This window comes from Rodentibacter caecimuris (assembly GCF_001019715.1).
Classification (GTDB): domain Bacteria; phylum Pseudomonadota; class Gammaproteobacteria; order Enterobacterales; family Pasteurellaceae; genus Rodentibacter; species Rodentibacter caecimuris.
Map to the genome: position 1 here is coordinate 248,179 of NZ_BBXJ01000001.1, position 21,349 is coordinate 269,527.

General features: G+C 39.1%; 17 protein-coding genes. 5 read left to right on the forward strand and 12 right to left on the reverse strand.

Going from position 1 to position 21,349, the window contains the following annotated elements:
* Nucleotides 1-12 precede the first annotated feature (12 nt).
* From mscK to seqA, 3 genes are read right to left on the reverse strand one after another with little or no spacing between them, the layout of a single operon-like run.
* On the reverse strand, nt 13-3,357 hold the full coding sequence (gene mscK, locus PNEUHYL_RS01180) for a mechanosensitive channel MscK (protein WP_059365443.1): 3,345 nt from the start codon (nt 3,355-3,357) through the stop codon (nt 13-15).
* Nucleotides 3,358-3,368: 11 nt separating this feature from the next.
* On the reverse strand, nt 3,369-4,745 hold the full coding sequence (gene menE, locus PNEUHYL_RS01185; protein WP_059365444.1) for an o-succinylbenzoate--CoA ligase: 1,377 nt from the start codon (nt 4,743-4,745) through the stop codon (nt 3,369-3,371).
* Complete coding sequence (gene seqA / locus PNEUHYL_RS01190; RefSeq protein WP_059365445.1) at nt 4,732-5,388, reverse strand: replication initiation negative regulator SeqA; 657 nt, start codon at nt 5,386-5,388, stop codon at nt 4,732-4,734. The genes menE and seqA overlap by 14 nt, the downstream gene beginning before the upstream one ends.
* A 69-nt stretch (nt 5,389-5,457) precedes the next feature.
* Here seqA and PNEUHYL_RS01195 point away from each other — a divergent pair, with 69 nt between their 5' ends.
* From PNEUHYL_RS01195 to fur, 3 genes are all read left to right on the forward strand, one after another.
* Complete coding sequence (locus PNEUHYL_RS01195; RefSeq protein ID WP_059365446.1) at nt 5,458-6,243, forward strand: alpha/beta fold hydrolase; 786 nt, start codon at nt 5,458-5,460, stop codon at nt 6,241-6,243.
* A 101-nt stretch (nt 6,244-6,344) separates the two neighbouring features.
* Nucleotides 6,345-6,869, forward strand: a complete 525-nt coding sequence (gene fldA / locus PNEUHYL_RS01200) for a flavodoxin FldA (protein ID WP_059365447.1) — start codon at nt 6,345-6,347, stop codon at nt 6,867-6,869.
* 24 nt (nt 6,870-6,893) lie between these two features.
* The gene (gene fur, locus PNEUHYL_RS01205) at nt 6,894-7,340 is read left to right on the forward strand and encodes a ferric iron uptake transcriptional regulator (protein WP_059365448.1); all 447 of its coding nucleotides are present in this window, start codon (nt 6,894-6,896) and stop codon (nt 7,338-7,340) included.
* Nucleotides 7,341-7,399: 59 nt separating this feature from the next.
* Here the strand turns inward: fur and PNEUHYL_RS01210 are convergent, their stop codons facing one another.
* Nucleotides 7,400-8,956 carry a peptide ABC transporter substrate-binding protein gene (locus PNEUHYL_RS01210; protein WP_059365449.1) on the reverse strand — a complete coding sequence of 519 codons (1,557 nt, stop codon included), beginning with the start codon at nt 8,954-8,956 and terminating at the stop codon, nt 7,400-7,402.
* Nucleotides 8,949-9,353, reverse strand: coding sequence for a YbaN family protein (locus tag PNEUHYL_RS01215; protein ID WP_059365450.1), 405 nt, complete (start codon nt 9,351-9,353; stop codon nt 8,949-8,951). The genes PNEUHYL_RS01210 and PNEUHYL_RS01215 overlap by 8 nt, the downstream gene beginning before the upstream one ends.
* A 114-nt stretch (nt 9,354-9,467) precedes the next feature.
* On the opposite strand from PNEUHYL_RS01215, the gene prlC reads away from it, so the two are divergent.
* Nucleotides 9,468-11,507, forward strand: coding sequence for an oligopeptidase A (prlC, locus tag PNEUHYL_RS01220; RefSeq protein ID WP_059365451.1), 2,040 nt, complete (start codon nt 9,468-9,470; stop codon nt 11,505-11,507).
* Between the two features lie 109 nt (nt 11,508-11,616).
* Here the strand turns inward: prlC and PNEUHYL_RS13525 are convergent, their stop codons facing one another.
* The 4 genes from PNEUHYL_RS13525 to fabB all read right to left on the reverse strand — a co-directional run bounded on the left by PNEUHYL_RS13525 (nt 11,617) and on the right by fabB (nt 14,955).
* The gene (locus PNEUHYL_RS13525) at nt 11,617-12,135 is read right to left on the reverse strand and encodes a hypothetical protein (RefSeq protein WP_059365452.1); all 519 of its coding nucleotides are present in this window, start codon (nt 12,133-12,135) and stop codon (nt 11,617-11,619) included.
* Complete coding sequence (locus tag PNEUHYL_RS01230; protein ID WP_059365453.1) at nt 12,135-12,872, reverse strand: SMI1/KNR4 family protein; 738 nt, start codon at nt 12,870-12,872, stop codon at nt 12,135-12,137. The genes PNEUHYL_RS13525 and PNEUHYL_RS01230 overlap by 1 nt, the downstream gene beginning before the upstream one ends.
* A complete protein-coding gene (locus PNEUHYL_RS01235; RefSeq protein ID WP_059365454.1) occupies nt 12,869-13,663 on the reverse strand; it encodes a hypothetical protein in 795 nt (264 codons plus the stop codon). Before PNEUHYL_RS01235 ends, PNEUHYL_RS01230 begins: the two co-directional genes overlap by 4 nt.
* 71 nt (nt 13,664-13,734) lie before the next feature.
* Entirely contained in the window at nt 13,735-14,955 is a 1,221-nt protein-coding gene (fabB, locus tag PNEUHYL_RS01240; RefSeq protein WP_059365455.1) for a beta-ketoacyl-ACP synthase I, read from the reverse strand.
* A 188-nt stretch (nt 14,956-15,143) separates the two neighbouring features.
* On the opposite strand from fabB, the gene mnmC reads away from it, so the two are divergent.
* Nucleotides 15,144-17,153 (forward strand): bifunctional tRNA (5-methylaminomethyl-2-thiouridine)(34)-methyltransferase MnmC2/FAD-dependent 5-carboxymethylaminomethyl-2-thiouridine(34) oxidoreductase MnmC1, encoded by a 2,010-nt coding sequence (mnmC, locus tag PNEUHYL_RS01245; RefSeq protein ID WP_059365456.1) that lies wholly within the window; start codon nt 15,144-15,146, stop codon nt 17,151-17,153.
* Between the two features lie 68 nt (nt 17,154-17,221).
* Here the strand turns inward: mnmC and araA are convergent, their stop codons facing one another.
* The 3 genes from araA to araC all read right to left on the reverse strand — a co-directional run bounded on the left by araA (nt 17,222) and on the right by araC (nt 21,308).
* Entirely contained in the window at nt 17,222-18,709 is a 1,488-nt protein-coding gene (araA, locus tag PNEUHYL_RS01250; RefSeq protein ID WP_059365457.1) for an L-arabinose isomerase, read from the reverse strand.
* A gap of 9 nt (nt 18,710-18,718) precedes the next feature.
* Nucleotides 18,719-20,320 (reverse strand): xylulokinase, encoded by a 1,602-nt coding sequence (locus PNEUHYL_RS01255; protein WP_059368791.1) that lies wholly within the window; start codon nt 20,318-20,320, stop codon nt 18,719-18,721.
* Nucleotides 20,321-20,450: 130 nt separating this feature from the next.
* Nucleotides 20,451-21,308, reverse strand: coding sequence for an arabinose operon transcriptional regulator AraC (araC, locus tag PNEUHYL_RS01260; protein WP_059365458.1), 858 nt, complete (start codon nt 21,306-21,308; stop codon nt 20,451-20,453).
* Nucleotides 21,309-21,349: the final 41 nt, after the last annotated feature.

The window sequence follows — 21,349 nt, forward strand, 5'->3', positions numbered from 1 at the left end:
CCTCTCATTTTTCTACGACTTTTTCTTAGATAATGTTGTTGTATTGACATCGACGAAAGGAATTTCTTCACCCGTATCATTATTTTTAATAAAGACATCAAGTTGATTGAACGCAATATCAATATTATTTTCAGCAAAGAGTTCATTAATACGGCGATTTAATGCATCTACTGTATTGGTTCGTTCAGAAAGCTGGCCGACATAAACACGTAACTCGTGATCGAGTGTACTCGCACCAAAAGACAAGAATAGTGCTCGCGGCTCAGGATCTTTTAAAACTGCCGATTGTTCGTTTGCTGCCTGAAGGAGTAATTTTTGCACTAATTCTAAATTCGAACCGTAAGCCACGCCGACAGTCACAACCAAACGGGTCATCGTACTGGAAAGCGCCCAGTTAATCACTTGACCGGTTACAAAAGATTTATTCGGGACAATCACTTCTTTGCGATCAAAATCAATCAAGGTAATCGCACGAATACGAATTTTCGCTACCGTGCCGCTTACCCCATTAATCGTTACAGTATCGCCCACACGGATCGGACGCTCAAAGAGCAAGATAATCCCGGAAACAAAGTTAGCAAAAATTTCTTGCATACCGAAACCAAGCCCTACGGAAAGTGCGGCAAATAACCATTGTAATTTTGACCACGACATTCCCAATGTGGCAAACGCCCACGCTCCGCCTACCGCTACAATCACATAGGTTAATAAAGTTGTGATGGTATAAGGTGTGCCTTGCGATAATTTCAAACGTGAGAAAAGCAAAACTTCCAAAATACCCGAAATATTTCTTACAAGCACATAGGTAATACCTACAATAATAAGGGCAACAAGCAGATTAAATAATGAGATACTTTCAGTAACATTTACCCCATTCACTGAAGAAATTTGTTGCCATAATGTAATATCACGCAAGTAACTTGCTACCGTCACAAGATCCGACCAGATGAAATAGAAAACCGCAAATAATGCCGACCAAATAAATAAATCTGCAAAGCGTAGCAATTGACTTCTTACTTCATTTAGCGCTAAACCTTCTTCTTGGTCTGTGAGCACAACTACATCATCCGAAGGTACACCATCATTAAATTCTTCCAATTTTTGGCGACGTTTTTCCATCAGACGGCGATGTGCCAAGTGACGCGATGACACGGTAATACCACGATAAATGACATTGCGTAAAATAAACCAAATACACCAAACAATATAAGAATTGATAATATGTTGAATTAAATTCAGTGCGGTATAGTAATACCCGAGTACAATCAACAGAATCAAGCCAATAGGAACCAACTGTAATAAGATCTGAATGGTTTTTACAATCACATTATTACGTTCCGCTTGATTTTCTTCATAAGCGCGAAGGGCTCGATTAAAGCGAGGAGCAATAATCACTGTACAGAAAATCAAAGAGGCAATCGTATTAAGCTCGCCCAATACATCATTGGCTAACCCATTATCCATGACATTACTGAATACTGATGTATTCAATAATAGAACAACGGCAACAATAATGCGTTTTACCACACCTCGGAATTTCTCGGCATCTTCTTGTGCAAATCCAAAATGGCGTACGAAAATTCCGTTTGGACGATAAATCGCAAACCACACATTGAAGAACCACCAGTATCCTGCCATACGGAATGACCAATCCCAAAATTCCTGCGGATTACGGAAAAAGAAAAAGCCGATCATTTGACAAATTGCGAGAAACCAAAGTGTACCGGATAAATTAAGTAGTCCGGTTAAAACCAGCGCTATCGGTGTATGCCATTGGCTATCAGCACGCAGGGTATTAATTTCACCGTTAATCACCGCCAAACGTTGTTTAATAGCGGGTTTGAATTTAAAAATCGCACCGCCAATCACAATAAGAAAAAATACATAAGTCAGCAATGAAGGTAAATTATCATAATTTGTAGGAAAACCGAGACGGTTCACCATGCCGTCCAATTGCTCCTCTAATAACATTGGCAACGCTTTCAGCCAACCCAAATTAATCGGGTTATTACTTTTTACCCAGAAACTTTGTTGATCAAGTTTGGACTGAATTTGATCACTGATTTGTGTAATTTGTTGTTGTGTTAATTCTAAAGAAATCGCCAAATTGAGTTGATTATTTAATGACTTAATCAAATCCGAACCCATTTTTCGGCGTTCGGTAAGCAAAGTGGTTAATTGTGTTTTTTCCGCATTGGTAAAAGTTTGATCTTCATTAAATTCCACTTTTTGAATATAGGCATCAAGATCATAGAGCTCATTACGGCGTTGTGTAATATCAAAAATTTGTACCCGTAAATCAGCAATTTGTTTTGATAAGCCTTGAATATTTAGATTCGTAGGCAGCTTTTGTTTTTGCTGCTGAATAATGCGGGAAAGCACAAGGGTTCCCTGCAATGCACTGATCTGTTCATCAATCGTACGTTGAGTTTGTGTTAAGTTATCCAATACATTACGCATTTTAAGCTCGTCTTGCGTTAATGTATTTGTTTTTTCTGTTTGTTCTAACAAAAACTTGCTGAGTTGTGCATTACGTTCCAATTCTTTTTGAATGTAATTATTTTTAACCGCACTTTGTTGCTGTTGTTGTACTTGTTCAACTTTATCTTGGCTTTTCGCTAAATTTTTCTGATTAATCGCTTCTTGAATTGCCGAAATCTGCTGTTGTTGAACCTGCTGTTTCACACTTAATAAGTCATATCGGCTTTTATAAAGTAAAGAAAGCTGATCGCTATTTTTCAGCAAAGTTTGGCTATAAATATTTTTGAGTTCAATTAGTTGCAACTCCAGCTGATATTGCTGTTGTAACGTTGTACTGATCGAGTGTTCGGAAAGTTGTTGGTTTAAGGTTTGCGTGCGTCTTAAATTATTTGTTAGTGTAGTCTGCGCACGTTCCGAAACCCCGCTTTGCCCCGCCATTAAAGTATTGGCGACACTTAATGCCGTCTGATTCTCTTGTTGCTGATTATTCAGTTTTTCCAGCTCGTCTTGTAAATCCTCCAAAGACGCCGAGGCGTAGTCATCTACTTTGGCTTGCTCTAAATTTTTTTTAAGGTTTTGTAATTCCGTATTATTTTTTTGAATTTCCGCATCTGAACGACTCAGCGTACTATCTAAATCATCATTATTTTTTTGTTGATTTCGAATTTGTTGTAACAAATCCAAGGAAGTCTGCAACTCACTAATCCGTGTTTTTTTCGTTTCGGCATCATCTATCTTTTGTGCTGCAGACAAATCCGCTTTTAGGCTTTGTTCTGTCGGGAGTAATTTTTCCTGCTCTGCAATAGCCGATTGTGCAAAGGCAAAGCTCACGATAAAACTCACTGAAAGTGCGGTTAAAAAACGAGGTAGTTTCATATTTTTCCTATCTATTCTGTTTTTGATGCCAGCCATTGTGCCAGCACTTTACGTGAAATCTTAATTGCCCCCTGCTCTAAATCCTTTGGAAGAGGATAATATGCAACGGGGTGCTTAAAACGTGCTAAATGCGTTTGTAAAAAAATACACAGCATTTCGACCGCACTTTCAGTGAAGTGTTCATAAAATTCAAGAATTGCAACAGGTCTCGCACCAAATTCGCTATCCGACTTCGGTAACACAAAAACTTGTTTGACTAATCCTGAACCTAAAATCACTTTTTCAATTTCTTCCGGCTGAATATTTTCGCCGCCGGAAATAAACATATTATCTAAACGTCCAACAATCACTAACTCATTATTTTGCCAAACACCTTTATCTTTGGTTTGTAGCCAACCCTGTTCATTCACAAGCGGGATAATCTCGCCATTTTTCCAATAGCCCATAGCAAGACCTGCACCTTTTAGCCAGATTTCGCTATTCACAAGCTGAAATTCCCGTCCTAACAGCGGTTGCCCCACGCCCATAAAACCATCTGACCGTTTGGCAAAAATAGTCGATGCCATTTCCGTCATTCCATAACCGCTATAAGAGAAAATGCCATATCGCCGGATAGCTTGGGTTAATGCCACCGGAATATGAGCCCCTCCCAATAAAATATGCGTCGTTTTAAAGTTTGCTTGAGGATACTGCTTAAGATAATCAAGCAAACGTTGCAGCTGCGTTGGTACTAATGATACATGGGTTGTCCGTAGCACTGATTCATAAAAATCGCATTGCGGAAAATGTAGTTCGGCACCGCAAAACAACCAGCGCCACACGATGCCTTGACCTGAAACATGATACAGCGGCAAGGATAATAACCAAGATTGCGAGGAATCAAAGTGCATTAATTGACACACCCCACGGGCATTATCCAAATGGGCTTGCACGTGATGCACCACGGCTTTAGGCAAACCGCTTGAGCCGGAAGTGAGGGTCATGGTCGCCGAACGAAAAAAATCCGCCTGAGGAATCCCTGCAGATAAATCGCCACCAGAAATAGCCAATAAATCTTTATCGCACAAGCATAAATCAATAGCGTATTCAGCACATAGTTCAGTGATTTTTTCTTGTGGAAATGCCGGATTTATCCCAAGAATTTTTGCCCCTAACCGAATGGTCGCAAGGTAAAGAAAAAGGACCGCCTCGGAGTTTTTACCACAAAAAGCGACCGCACTTTCCGATGTAATACCACGTGTTTGTAAAAAAGCGGCAGTTTCATTGATTTTTTGCTCAATTTCTTCCCAAGTAAAAACATCACCTTGCGATGAACGCAAGGCGATCTTTTCACGGTATTGAGGATCATTGGCAAAAATTTGCCAAGGAAATAATTTAGTTGCTGACAAAATAGGTACGTACTTCGTTAATAAGATCTTCCGGCAAATCCATTGATTGCATTGCGCCTTCCAGCATCAACATTTTTCTGCCACTGTTTGTATTTGTTATCACCCAATACGGCGTATCCGGAATTTGTTTTGGCTTGGTATGATTACCCGCCATCAATAATGTTGCCTCATCACGCGCAAAATAAACACGGGTACGCCCTTGTAGAGGCTCCGTCGCCTGGGCAAAACTTTCTGGATTGGTGCGGTAAAGCACCCGTAAAATTGCTAAAAAACGCACAACGGCTTTATTTTCTTCCTGAAATTCGGTGGAACTTAATAAAGCGCGAACCTTATCCGTTATTTGATTAATCGCCGTCTCCGATTGTTTTTTCACGGTTTTCGGTGCGCTAGATTCACCTTTTTTTAGTATAGCTTCAGACTGAGTTTGAAGAGCCTGCGCCGACATTGCTTTAGTTAAAACATTATCGGATTTGACCGCACTTGCATTAATCGTATTATCAAAAGAAACAAAATCCAGTGTGTTACTTGAGTTAATCGGTAAATTGAGCAAACGGCGAAGAATATCGGAAGCACTTTCACCAATTGATTGAGTTTGTCTTGCAATGTATTGATATAATTCTTCATCTACTTCAATTATCTTCATTTTTATCTCTCCGTTTGCTAAAATTTTCGCTTATTATAACGATTTTTCAATTAATTCTCACGCAAAAATATGCCTCATCCTCAATTATTAAACTTTCAATTTCATCAGGCAAAACAAGTCACTAAGCAACCAACCTTAGTTTTTATTCATGGTTTGTTCGGTGATATGAATAATCTTGGCGTTATCGCCCGTGCATTCAGTGATGATTACGATATTCTACGTATTGATTTACGCAATCACGGACAAAGTTTTCATGCCGAATCAATGAATTATACGCTTATGGCGGAAGATCTCTTTACGCTCTTCCAACATCTTAACTTAAAAAAAGTTATTTTGATTGGCCACTCCATGGGTGGAAAAACGGCGATGAAATTGACCGCACGTCACCCTGAAATTGTCGAAAAATTGATTGTCATTGATATCGCGCCGCTCCCTTACGGTAAACAAGGGCACCAAGATGTTTTTCAAGGTTTGTTTGCGGTGAAACAGACTAAACCGGAAACACGCCAACAAGCGAAACAAATTTTAGAACGAGAGATCAATGAACCGAGTGTGGTGCAATTTATGTTGAAATCCTTTGAGCCAAGCTCGCCTGAATTTTTCCGTTTTAATTTGACCGCACTTTTCAATAATTATAGCCATTTAATGGATTGGCAAAATGTTAATGTAACAACGCCGAGTTTATTTATTAAAGGCGGAGATTCTTCTTATATTAAAGCGGAAAATGCAGAATATATTTTACAGCAATTTCCTAATGCGGTCTCATTCACCATAAACGGCTGCGGACATTGGGTTCATGCAGAGAAACCCGACTTTGTTGTTCGTGCCATTAATAGGTTTCTAAATAAGAATTAATTGGTTTAAATGAGAATTAGTTTATGATATAGTTCGCACAAATTGTAGGGGTTTATCCCCTATATTTTGTGTTTTTTAAAATTTTAAAAAAGGAAAGAAAGATGGCAGTAGTGGGTCTATTTTATGGTAGCGATACAGGTAATACAGAAAATGTCGCAAAAATGATTCAAAAGCAGCTAGGTAATGATTTAGTCGATATTCGTGACATTGCAAAAACCTCAAAAGAAGATATTGAAGCCTATGATTTCTTACTTTTCGGGATTCCGACTTGGTACTATGGCGAATCTCAAGCAGATTGGGATGATTTTTTCCCAACCTTAGAAGAAATTGATTTCACAGATAAATTAGTGGCGATTTTCGGTTGTGGCGACCAAGAGGACTATGCGGATTATTTCTGTGATGCTATTGGTACGATTCGTGATATTGTGGAACCGCGTGGTGCTATTATAGTCGGTAACTGGTCAACGGAAGGTTACACGTTTGAAGCGTCAAAAGCCCTTCTTGAGGAAGGCACATTTATCGGTTTGTGTATTGACGAAGATCGTCAACCTGAACTCACTGCCGAACGCGTGGAAAAATGGTGTAAACAAATTTATGAAGAAATGTGTTTAGCGGAACTCGCCTAACATCATACATAAAAGGGGAACTTTATGTCAGAAGAGAACATCAAATTACTCAAAAAAGCGGGGTTAAAAATAACCGAACCACGTTTAACTATTTTAGCCTTAATGCAAAATCACAAAAATGAACATTTTTCTGCAGAAGATGTGTATAAAATTTTGTTAGAACAAGGTAGTGATATTGGTCTTGCTACGGTTTACCGTGTGCTTAACCAATTTGATGAAGCGCATATTTTAATTCGTCATAATTTTGAAGGAAATAAATCGGTTTTTGAACTTGCGCCAACAGAACATCACGATCATATTATTTGTGAAGATTGCGGCAAAGTATTTGAATTCTCCGATAACCTGATCGAGCAACGCCAAAAAGAAATTAGCGAACAATATGGCATTAAATTAAAAGCCCATAGTTTGTATCTTTATGGAAAATGCAGCGATATTGAAACATGCGAAGAAATTAAGAAAGACGAAAAATAATTCTCAAAAAAATACCCGCTTAAATATTAAGTGGGTATTTTTGTAGTGAGGTTTTATTTTTACTCAACTTCTACTTTTCGCCATAGATGCTTGCTGTAAATCGCACCAATAGAATTTTTTTGAACTCCCATTACCGACGGGGAAATATAAACAGCCGTTGTATATTGAAACAGAGGCAATACTAAATTTTCCTGTTGGATGATTTCACTTAATTTTAAATAAATTTCCGACCGCTCTTTTTCCGATGTGCTTTTTAGTGCCTGTTCAAAAAGCTGATCATATCCTGCATTGGTATAACCACTCTTGTTGTCCGGGCTTTTTGAGTAAAACAATCCCAAAAATGCCATAGGATGATTAAAATCGCCACACCATCCGGAACGAATTAATTGAAAATCACCTTTATTCCGTTTTTCCTGCAATTGCTGCCAACTCATCGGCTCGTCTTCTACACGCAATAAATCCGACTCCGATAATTGTCTCGCTAAGCGATTTGCAATATTTTGATGTAATAAAGTATCGTCATGGGTTAATCGTAAAATCAACGGTTTCTTTTCCGTAATATGACTTTGTGCCAACAACTGCTCCGCCAGCACTGGCTCCCAACGAGAATCCTGTCCTTGTAACATCGCTTTTGGTAAAAAATAAGAACTTGGAATAGAATCCGGCATTTCGTTATTTATAATCGCAGACACAGAAATAAGAGAAGCGATGGCTTTCCGCACCAAAGGATTAGCCAACTTAGGATCCCGTAAATTAAATTCGTAAAAATAGCCGCATAATTGGGGAAAATATTGTATGTTTCCTGTTTTCTTTGGCGGAGACCAGATAATATCTAACTCATCAAGCGGTTTGCTATTATAAGGCACATAATCCACCTGTTTGAATGATGTCCTATCCTTTTGCCAATAATACGGATTTTTCACCAAATGAACCCCTTTTTCATCGCGCAGTGAAAGCGTATATGCCCCGTTTGATACGAATAAATCCAAATCACGATATTGCGGCAATAACGCAATGTGTGCCAACATCTCAGGTAAATAAGGGGTAGGTTTATCCAATGTGATTACTAAAGTGCGGTCGTTTTCAGCCGAGATTCCCAAATTTGTTAACGGCTGTTTTTTTTCCAGAACCGGTTTCGCCCCTTTCAAATTTAAATACTGTAAATAAAATTTAAACGGACTTTCGGATTGAGAGAGTGCTTGCCAAGACAGAACAAAATCTTGTGCAGTTAAAGGCATACCATTTGACCATTTCAGCCCCTCACGCAGAATAAACGTCCAATTTTGATTATCTTGGGTTTGCCAACTTTCTGCCGCCGCCGGAACAATATTCCCTTGCGCATCATAAGCCGTGAGTCCTTCAAACAGATCCCGAATAAGCGAAAGCTGTTCTTCCTCTTTCACTTGCCAAGGATCTAAAACCGCATCGAATTTTATGCCACGAATCAGTTTTTCACGATTGTGTTGAACCGTCGGTTTTTCTATTGAAATAGTAGATTCAGACTGAGATTGAGATAGCGTTGGATTATTCAGATTCTCGTTATCACAACCGCTTAGCGTAAAAATAACGGAAAAAATAACCGCACTTTTCAGACTTGCAGAGAAAAAATTATTCATTTCCTATCTCTTCTCTTGGTATGGAATCAACTTCTGATTCTTCCTCAGTTTTAATCCAAAATAAGAAAAACCAATACTTCACAATAATTAATGCGGCGATAATACTTCTGCCCACCACACTAGGAGTAAAATAAAATCCGATTAATAACATTGAGCTGGCAAACGCCAAAATAACTATTTTTGTTTTTTTGCTCATTGCTCGGCGTTCATTAAAAGACTTCAAATGTTTTTGATAGATAGACGTGCCAAGAAACCAGGTTTCTAAACGCGTTGAGCCTTTCGCAAAGAAAAACAACGTCAGTAAAAGAAATGGTGTGGTTGGCAAAAGCGGAAGAAAAATACCAACAACACCAAGAGCAAGAGAAATAAAACCCAACAGAATATAAATGTACTTCATAGTATTCCTAAATAATTTAAATGCGAACCATTATTACTGATTTTTTAGATTTTTCAACCTTGATATTATAGAATTCACCGTCATATACAGAACAGTTTAACAAAGGAAATATCTATGACAAATCCATTACTCAATATCCAAGGGCTACCGCCTTTTTCACAAATCAAACCGGAACACATTCAACCTGCTGTAGAAAAACTCATTCAAGATTGCCGTGACACAATAGAACAGGTCTTAAATCAACCGCACTTTACTTGGGAAAATTTTATTTTACCTTTAACGGAAGTGAGCGATCGTCTAGGTCGGGCTTGGTCGCCGGTTTCCCATTTAAATTCGGTAAAAAACAGTCCAGACTTACGCACTGCCTATCAGGCTTGCCTACCTCTACTTTCTGAATATAGTACTTGGGTTGGTCAGCACAAAGGACTTTATAATGCGTATCTAGCACTCAAAAATAGTCCTGAATTTGCCACTTACTCCATAGCTCAAAAAAAGGCGATTGAAAATTCCTTACGGGATTTTGATCTTTCCGGTATTGCTTTATCGGAAGAAAAACAAAAACGTTATGGTGAAATTTCAGCAAGATTATCCGAACTCAGTTCTCAATTCAGCAACAATGTGCTTGATGCGACGATGGGTTGGGAAAAAGTGATTGAAGATGAAACAGCACTTAAAGGACTGCCTGAATCCGCATTGCAAGCGGCAAAACAATCCGCTCAAAGTAAAGGATTACAAGGCTATCGCTTTACTCTTGAAATTCCAAGCTATTTGCCGATCATGACCTACTGTGAAAATCAAGCGATACGCGAAGAAATGTACCGTGCTTACGCAACCCGTGCCTCAGAGCAAGGTCCGAATGCCGGTAAATGGGATAACAGTAAAATCATGGAAGAAATTCTCACCTTGCGTGTAGAATTGGCGAAATTACTCGGTTTTAATACTTACACCGAACTTTCCCTTGCGACTAAAATGGCGGAAAATCCACAACAAGTGCTGGATTTCTTAGATAATTTGGCGAAACGCGCCAAACCACAGGGTGAAAAAGAATTGGCTGAACTCCAAGCCTACTGCGAAAAAGAATTTGGTGTAACAAAACTTGAACCTTGGGATATTACTTTCTACAGCGAAAAACAAAAACAACATCTATACGCGATCAACGACGAAGAACTTCGCCCTTATTTCCCTGAAGATCGCGTGATCTCCGGCTTATTTGAACTGATTAAACGCATTTTCAATATCCGTGTAGTAGAACGTTTTGGAGTAGATACTTGGCACAAAGATGTACGTTTCTTTGATCTGATTGATGAAAATGATCAACTACGCGGCAGTTTTTATCTCGATCTTTATGCCCGTGAAAACAAACGCGGCGGAGCTTGGATGGATGATTGCATGGGTAGAAAACGTAAATCTGACGGTTCCGTTCAAACATCGGTGGCATATTTAACTTGTAACTTTAATGCGCCTATTGGTGATAAACCCGCATTATTTACCCATGATGAAGTCACCACGCTTTTCCACGAATTCGGACACGGCATTCACCATATGCTCACACAAATTGACGTATCTGATGTGGCAGGCATTAACGGTGTACCTTGGGATGCAGTGGAATTACCAAGCCAATTTATGGAAAACTGGTGCTGGGAAGAAGAGGCGCTGGCATTTATTTCCGGCCACTACGAAACGGGCGAACCTTTGCCAAAAGAAAAATTAGTACAACTATTGAAAGCAAAAAACTTCCAAGCGGCGATGTTCGTGTTACGCCAACTTGAATTCGGCATTTTCGATTTCCGTTTACATCACACATTTGATCCGGAAAAAATGAATCAAATTCTTGATACGCTCAAAGCCGTAAAATCGCAAGTTGCGGTAATTCAAGGAGTGGACTGGGCAAGAACACCGCATAGTTTCAGCCATATCTTCGCGGGGGGATATGCAGCAGGTTATTACAGTTACTTATGGGCGGAAGTACTCTCTGCCGATGCCTTCTCACGCTTTGAAGATGAAGGGATTTTTAACCCAGTTACGGGTAAATCCTTCCTCGATGAAATCTTAACCCGTGGCGGTTCAGAAGAGCCGATGGAACTCTTCAAACGCTTCCGTGGCCGCGAACCACAGTTAGATGCGCTGTTAAAACATAAAGGTATCGCAAATTAATCAATAACCAACAAAGCCCTGAATATTCAGGGCTTTTTTATAGATAAAGTGCGGTCATTTTTTAAAGAGATTTTTCTGCTGTATTCTGTACCACTTCGTATGATTAACCTCAACGAATTTCCCTATCCATACATAAATTATTCCATTTATACAGAAGATTATATGTACTTATAATCTTAATAAACATAGGGAAATGTTTTCTTGTTTTCTTTCTAATTAACACTGCCTCTAAAAAATATTTTTCTGTTTTAATTGATTTATCAAGATTAATAAATACTAGTTCATATTCTTTAGAATTAATCATGCTACATAGCTGAGAAAAATCAATAAACTTTCTAGTTGTAAAAAGATATTTATTAAGAAAATAAATATTATGAAACATTTCTATTTCATAATGGTATTCTATATCAGGCTCATTATGACTAAAAACAATACAAGATTTATCTGTTTTCAAATGTTTTCCGGATCGATTATCCGAATGCGTATTGAGCACCACAAACCCATCTTCAAATTCAAAATAAACTTTATTATCTATCACCTGAATACTTGTGCACACACAATCATGTAACGAAATAATATTTGGAACTGTTTCCTGTTCAATATGTATAAAATTTATTTTATCACTCATCAATATAATCCTTCTAACAATGCTGTAAAACTTTCTGCAATGCATTCCGGTTCATCATCTATATCAGAAAGAAATTCGCCCTCATCATCACAGAAAATTTCAATGTCAAAAAAGAAAATTTCCCCTTTCGGGGCAAGAATCAATAAATCTCCTGCAAACGTTACTGCAATCGGTAAACCATAGTTTGGCAAACGCTCAAAAATTTCGCTTAATTGAAGTTCACGATTATCCGTGACTAAGTTATAAAAATAGTCAATTTCAATATTGTCATTAAATAACGAAGCTAGTGGCGAACCACCATTATAACGTAGTAAAAAATCACGATAATCTTGAGGTAATGAAAAGCCGATTTGTCTTTCTAACGCATTTATATCGCCCACTGTCACCTTATAAGAACCCGTTTCATCGTTCACAGATTCACCTTGTATTAAAGACGTATTTTTTATTTTATAATTCCGCCAACCAAAATAGAGTGAGCCAATCCCCAATAAAAGGGAAATAACCAAAACTGCCTCTCCTCCGACCAAATCATAAATTACTGTGACCGGTCGCCATAAAACGATCTCTTTTTGTTCCGCCTCCGCCTGAAGAATTTGATAATAGCTAACACCACCTATTCCCCAACAGCATACCGCCCAGAAAAATCCGATGAACAAAGGTAACATTTTTGACTTCGATAATTTGTCGATATACATATAGCGTTGAACAAATTGCGGATTGTGAACGGGATGTCTCATCGGTAAACCTCCTGCACGGAAAGCGGGAGCTTTAGTTTATCAAGGGATAATTTTTCCGTCGGTTTTTGTAATAAAAAAACACGATGATTTTGCTTATCAACAAAAGCAGCCTGAGTTTTACCATTATGTGAAAAGTGCGGTTGAAATTCTATAAAAATTTTGCCTTTAAATTTTTCATCGTTCAACAAGATTTTAATATCAAATGCCTGTCCAATCTCGGCTATCGGATTAGGGTAATAATTAATACTAATAGCATACCGATTATCACCTAGAAGTTCCTCAATTTTCACCCAAAACCTATCTCGCACTACGCCACCCTTTTGGAGTTTTACAAAATACTTTGTACCAAGTTCCGGTGTTGCATCATAATTATCCCATAGGCTAGTGAGAATATACCAATCTATTTTCCCGCCTTTTTGCACTTTGTGATAGACCGCATATCCCATCCCCCCTACCACTAAAATTACCATCGCAAGCCAAACTTTTGCACCGTTCGTAAAACGCCAAGTGCGGTCAAATTTATCGGTGTTTTGGCGTTCCCGTTTGAAAAAACTTTCCATTTCTGGCGTCCAATCAACCGTGGCAATGGGTTCATTATCCTTTTCACGAGCAAATACGCCGGCAAGTTTTGGTGAAGTTCGATCAATAAAACCACGGTATTCCTCATAAGAATAAAGGCTCAGTACCATGGTTTCGGTTTGGTTTGATAGCGGACAACATAAATGATTGACCCGAACTTCACGCACTAATTTAAAATCATGAAAGTGTGATTCATAAGCCGAAAAAATCATATTGAATATCCACAAAAGATCGCAAGATATTGCTACCGTGCGATTTTTCTTTTTATTATTGGTGAATTTGATTAAGCATTGTAACGTTTGAAAATTAACGTTGCATTCGTACCGCCAAAACCAAAGCTGTTTGACATCACCGTTTGCAAACCTGCATTTTCTTTGGTTTCTGTCACGATATTGCAACCTTCCGCCGCTTCATCTAAGGTTTCAATATTAATGCTTGGCGCAATAAAATCATTATCCAGCATTAATAAGGTGTAAATGGCTTCATGCACACCTGCCGCCCCTAAAGAGTGACCGGTCATAGATTTAGTGGATGAAATTGCCGGCACATTGGCACCAAACACACTTTTGATTGCGCCCAATTCTTTCGCATCACCAACCGGAGTGGAAGTGCCGTGAACATTAATATAATCAATTGGGGTATCCACCGTTGCCATCGCTTGTTTCATACAACGTTCCGCCCCTTCACCACTTGGTGCGACCATATCATAGCCATCTGATGTTGCACCATAACCCACGATTTCCGCATAAATTTTTGCTCCGCGAGCAAGGGCATGTTCTAACTCTTCCACAACTACAACCGCACCACCACCGGCAATCACGAAACCGTCACGATTGGCATCGTAAGCACGGGACGCTTTTTCCGGCGTCTCATTGTATTTAGTGGAAACCGCTCCCATTGCGTCAAATTCGGTCGCACATTCCCAAGATAACTCTTCCGCTCCACCTGCAAACACCACATCTTGTTTCCCTAATTGGATCAATTCTAATGCGTGACCGATACAATGTGCCGAAGTCGCACAAGCGGAACTAATAGAATAGCTGACGCCACGGATTTTATAAGGGGTCGCCAAACAAGCAGAAACGCTGGAAGCCATGGTTTTTGTTACGGCATAAGGGCCGATTGCCTTCACACCACGCGGACCACGCGCCGCATCACAGGCTATCAATTGATTATGCGCCGATCCTGTACCTGCCCCGATAACTAAACCGGTACGATCATTCGATACCTGATCTTCCGTTAATCCCGCGTCTTCAATCGCTTCACGCATAGAAAGATAAGCATAAGCCGCTGCATCACCCATAAAACGATACACTTTACGATCAATATGCTCACTTGGATCCAATTTAATCGTACCCGCAACCTGACTACGCATTTTCATCTCAACAAATTCAGGCACAATCTCAATGCCTGATTTTCCTGCTTTTAGTGAGGCAAGCACTTCTTCTTTATTGTTACCGATACTGGAAATAATACCAAAGCCTGTAATTACAGCTCTTTTCATTGCTTCTTCCTTTTTGTTTTATATGTCAAAATAACGGCTCAAAACTACTACGAAATAAAAATATTTCAAGCAATAATTCATTTGTTCGACCAGTTAGAGACTGTGAAACCCATACGCCGACAAATTTCAATAAGCCGGAAAATTCCGTTATTATAAGTCAATTCAATAATGCAAGAAAGGAATAAAAAATGCTTGCCGTTCAGTATGCAGACATTCATTTTAATGAACAACATACCCCCGTCTCCAATCAATTTGATGATGTTTATTTTTCCAATCACGATGGATTGGCAGAAACGGATTATGTATTTTTACAGGGCAATCAATTATGGGAACGTTGGCAAGATCATCAACATACTCACTTCACCATTGCAGAAACCGGTTTTGGTACAGGATTAAATTTTTTTGCTACCATCCGATTATTTCGAGAATTTCGCAAAAAATATGTCAATGCGCCTCTCAAACGCCTCTATTTTATTTCTTTTGAAAAATATCCGCTAAAACCGACCGCACTTCAGCAAGCCCATACGGCATATCCGCAATTTGCCGAATTAAGCCAGCATTTACAATGCTACTGGCGCTCACCGATTAAAGGCTGTCAACGCATTAATTTTGATGAAACCACCCTGGATTTATGGTTTGGCGATGTAACAGAAAATTTACCGCAACTTGGCGATTATATGAATGATCGCATTGATGCTTGGTTTTTAGACGGATTCGCACCAAGCAAAAATCCGGATATGTGGAACGAAGACTTATATAGCCAAATGTATCGGTTCACCAAAGCGAGCGGCACTTTTGCCACCTTCACCGCAGCAAGTGCGGTCAGAAAAGGATTAGCATCGGCAGGTTTTGCAGTCCAAAAACGTAAAGGTTTTGGCAAAAAACGGGAGTGCTTAAACGGGCAAAAAACACAAGCAAAACCGACCTCACTTTCAGCGCCTTGGTATTTACCCCAACCTGCCAGCATGAAAAAACAAGACATTGCAATTGTCGGAGGGGGCATTGCCTCGCTCTGTACCGCCATTTCATTACTTCAACGCGGTGCCGACATCACCCTTTATTGTGAAGATGAACAACCGGCACTCAATGCTTCCGGCAATAAACAAGGGGCGTTTTATCCTCAACTGAGCGATGATAATCCTCTCACTGTCCGTTTTTATCTTCATGCCTTCTCCTACGGCAAACAATTACTGGATTGGGCGATAAAACAAGGTATAGAATTTGAATATGAATTTTGTGGCGTAGCATTATGTGCCTATAACGAAAAAAGTGCGGTCAAATTGGAAAAAATTTCCCAATTAGGCTTACCTAATGAAATAGTTGAAATGCTCAATACAGAGGCATTAAGCGAAAAAGTCGGCTTGCCCCTTTCTTGTGGCGGTGGGTTTATCCCTCAAGGTGCTTGGCTTGCTCCTCGCCAATTTGTGCAAAATACCTTTTCACGACTTGAAAAATGTGGCGTAAAAATCAAAACCTCACAAAAAATTACCGCACTTGCCCAAACCCAAGCCGGTTGGCAAGTGCATAATTCCCAAAATGACATCACAGAGCACGAAGTTGTGATACTCGCCAACGGCTATAAAATCACGGATTTTGTTCAAACGGAAAAACTTCCTCTTTACCCGATTCGAGGACAAGTGAGTCAAATTCCCACTTCCGAAAACTTACTGAAACTTAAGTCCGTACTTTGTTACGATGGCTATCTCACACCGGCAGATCACGCCAAAACCAGCCATTGCCTTGGTGCAAGTCATATACGGGATAATACGGATCGTCGCTTTAGCGAACAAGAACAACGGGAAAACCAACAAAAACTACAACAAAATATTGCTCAACGTTGGACGCAAGATGTGGATACATCGGGCAATTTGGCACGCATGGGCATTCGTTGCTCCGTACGTGATCTCGCCCCAATGGTGGGAAATATCCCTAATTTCACCCGACAACGGGAAGATTATCACAATCTCTTTAATCTCCGCCGCCGTAAGCAAGCGATTCCAAGTGCGGTCAATTTTCCCAACCTTTTTCTGGTTGCCGCATTAGGATCACGCGGATTAACCTCCGCCCCTTTATTAGGCGAAACTTTAGCCTCATTAATTTATGGCGAACCTTTGCCTTTAGGGGAAGAAATTATACAAAACCTATCCGCCAACCGCTCTTGGGTAAGAAAATGGTTAAAGGGCTCGGAGGTGAAATAATGCTTTTCTTAAAAAGCCTATCTTCATTTGGAAAATAGGCTTTCTTTAAAGGAAATAGAGACGAAAAATTATTTATAACTTAATTCATTCCAACGCAACTCATTTTTTAATTGAAAAAGTTCTGTATTTTCATTGATATGAATAAACTCAATATCAAAATATTCTGCAAACATACGTAACATATCGGCATCCACATCTAAGCTAAATGCACTATGATGCGCACCGCCGGCTAAAATCCAAGCTTGAGTCCCAACCTCAAAATTAGGCTTAAGCTGCCAAAAAGCATGTCCAACCGGCAAATTAGGCATATCTTGCGGTTTTTCTACCACATCCAAATCAGCAACAACCATACGGAATCGATTTCCCATATCAACAATGGCTGCGTTCACCGCACGACCGGTTTTTGCAGTAAAAATCAAACGGGTTGGATCTTCTTTGCCACCAATACCAAGCGGTTTTATCTCTAACAGAGGTTTATCATCAGTAATGGATGGGCAAACTTCCAACATATGCGCCCCCAGCACCACTTCATTATTTTCGGCTAAATGATAGGTATAATCTTCCATAAAGGAACTGCCTTTTGGCAATCCATACCCCATTACTTTTATTGCCCGAACCAACGCAGCAGTTTTCCAGTCTCCTTCAGCACCAAATCCATAACCTTGTTGCATTAAACGCTGTACCGGTAATCCCGGCAATTGTTTCATATTATGTAGATTTTCAAACGTATCCGTAAAGGCTTTAAAACCACCGTTATCTAAGAAACGTTTTAGCCCCAATTCAATTTTCGCCGTATCAAAAAGTGCGGTACGTTTTTCACCATTTTTTTGTAATTTAGCACTGATTCGGTATTCTTTTTCGTATTCTTTAACCAATACCTCTGCATCTTCATCAGTGACTGTATGAATACTTTCAACCAATTGATAGACACCATAACCGTTAACGCTATAGCCAAATTTGATCTGGGCTTCAACTTTATCTCCTTCGGTTACTGCAACTTGCCGCATATTATCGCCAAAACGTGCGATGCGTAAATTTTTTTGATCATAAATTGCGGCTAAAACACGTTGCCAACGATTCATTTTTTCTAACACAGTGGCATTTTTCCAATGTCCCACAACAATGGTTCTGGCTTTACGTAAACGGGATAGCAAGAAACCAAATTCACGATCACCATGTGCGGTTTGGTGAAGATTCATATAATCCATATCAATCTCGTTCCAAGGAATAAATTGATTAAATTGGGTATGAAATTGTAATAATGGCTTACTTAACTGAGTTAAACCCGCAATCCACATTTTTGCCGGTGAGAATGTATGCATCCACGCAATAATTCCGACGCAATTATCTTGGTTATTCGCGGCTTGGCAAATTGATAGAATTTCTTCCGGTGAAGTAGCCAATTCTTTTAGCTTAATTTTGATAAATGGATTTTGTTGATTCAAATACTCTGTGATTTGCCCGGCGTTTTGTTTTACTTGTTGCAACGCTTCATCTCCGTATAAATGTTGGCTTCCTACAACAAACCAAACTTCCAGATTTTTAATAAATTCCATCATCATCTCCTATGATATCGTTAAAATTTTTGTATTAATGGCTTCTTGAACAATAGAAAGCCCCTGAGAATAGCGTTTAATAAATGCGTTATAACCTAGAACCATCTCACTATCCGGATAAACAATCTCTTTATTACAACTACTAAAAATATCTTCATCTAAATAGGTTTCGAGAGATTTATGCTTATATGAAAGATAATTGGCTAATAATGCAATTCCCCATGCGCCCCCTTCAGTCGCTGATTCAGTTACAGCAATAGGTACATTGAGTGCAGAGGCCAAAATTTTTTGTGCGATACCTTTTGTTTTGAAAATGCCGCCATGGGCTAAGATTTGCTGGATTTTGACTTGTTCCCGTTGCAGTAAAATATCCATACCAAGCTTCATTGCTCCAAAGGCAGTATAAAGATGAACTCGAATAAAATTGGCTAAATTAAAATTTGCCTTCATCGGATGTAAGAACATAGGGCAGCCTTCATTTAAGCCTACACCATGCTCCCCTGAATAGAAGCCATAAGCAAGCAAATTGCCACAATCATTCTCACCTTCTAACGCCTTTATAAATAAGGTTTCATAAAGTTTGCTTTGACTGACATTTACACCAAATGTAGCCAGACATTCACCGAATAAACTCACCCAAGCATTAATATCCGATGTACAATTGTTGGCATGCGCCATTGCGACTAATTTACCGCTCGGCGTAGTCACCATATCTAATTGTTCATACACTCTAGATAGCTCTTTTTCCAATACAATCATGGCAAAAGCAGAAGTTCCGGCTGAAATATTTCCGCTTTTTTCTTGGATACTGTTAGTTGCCACCATACCGGTTCCAGCATCCCCTTCCGGCGGACAAAGCGGGATACCGGCTTGTAATCCACCACTTGGATCAATCAATTTAGCACCGGATTCTGTCAACACGCCAGCGTATTCTCCGGCTCTGGCTACTTTGGGTAAAATATGACGAATCGTCCAGGGATAATCTAATTCACTGATAAGCCGATCAAATTGATCTAACATTTTTTGATTAAAATCAAGTAGTTGAATATCAATAGGAAACATCCCTGAAGCCTCACCGATTCCCAATACTTTTTCATCAGTTAATTTCCAATGAATATAACCTGCCAACGTTGTTAAAAAATCAATATTCGGTACATGCTCTTCTTTATTTAAAACGGCTTGATATAAATGAGAAATACTCCAACGTTGCGGAATGTTATATTGAAAAAGTGCGGTCAATTTTTCAGAAGATTTTGATGTGATATTATTACGCCAGGTGCGGAAAAAAGTCAGCTGATTACCCTCTTTATCGAATGGCATATAACCATGCATCATGCCACTAATACCAATTGCTTTCGCCTGCCTAATAACGACATTGTATTGTTTTTTGACGGATTCGGAGAGCGAGGCGTAAGCACCTTGTAAACCCTGCCAAATTTCTTCTTGAGGATAAGTCCAAATACCATCAATAAGATGATTTTCCCATTCAAACTCGCCTTTGGCTAAAATATTTCCTTTGCTATCAATTAAAACCGATTTAATTCTTGTTGAACCAAATTCAATACCAATAGAAATATTGCCCTCTTCAATTATTTGTTTAATCTTTTGCATTGCCACCACCTTTATTCCTTAAACGGATTAACAGTAGATTAGCGATTTTTTTTATCAATCGTTAGACAATGATAGGCTAGAAATATGGACAAAAAAGTTGCATAAGAAAATATGCGAACCAGATCAAATTTTATCTTGAATCCCGAAAACGAGAGGGACTTAAACCGGTGTAACGTTTAAAAATTCGTGAAAAATAAAGTTGGTCGTCATAACCTAATTGGCGGGCAATATGATAAATAGGTTCGCCGGAAGCATGTAATAAATGTTTTGCTTTAATCATTCTTTGCTCTTCCCGCCATTTTATGATACTTGTGCCAATTTGCTGGGCAAATAAGTGTGTAAGTCGAGAAGTGGACATACAAGCCTGCTTGGCTACTTCATTAACCGTATAGTTTTTATCAATATTATCGGAAATAAAATGGCAAGTTTCGAGTATTCGGGGATCAAGCATTCTTTGTTTATTTGCCGGGTCAAATCGAAAACAACGAATTAATAACTGTTCCAATAAACACATTGAAACGGCTTCCGAAAGCGGATCATCAGAATTATATTCCTTTTCAATCTGTAAAAACAAAGAGAGAATTTCTTGATAGCTTTGATCATCAGGAATCGTCAGTCTTCCTACATTATTAACCTCATCAGTCCATTTAACCCAATCCAGCCAAAATGCTCTCGGGCGAAAATAAATCCATTGATGGTGCCAACTTGGCGAATTATTGGCTCGATGGTAATAATGAACGGCATTTGGCGGAAATAAAAGCAAGTCACTGACTTGGCAATTAAATGCTTCTTTCCCTTGAAATACCCGCCCCTCTCCTTTTGTTGTAAGATTAATGATATATCCTCTCATTCCATGGGGACGGTTAATCGTAAAATCCAATTCACTATTTTCTTCAATTGGCGTACAACCGGCAACTAAATATGCATTAAAGTTATAGCCGGGTAATAACGGATTCTGTTGAACATTATTTTTGTTTATTATTTTCATATTATCTCTCAAATTACACATACAACTTAAGGTAGTGTTCC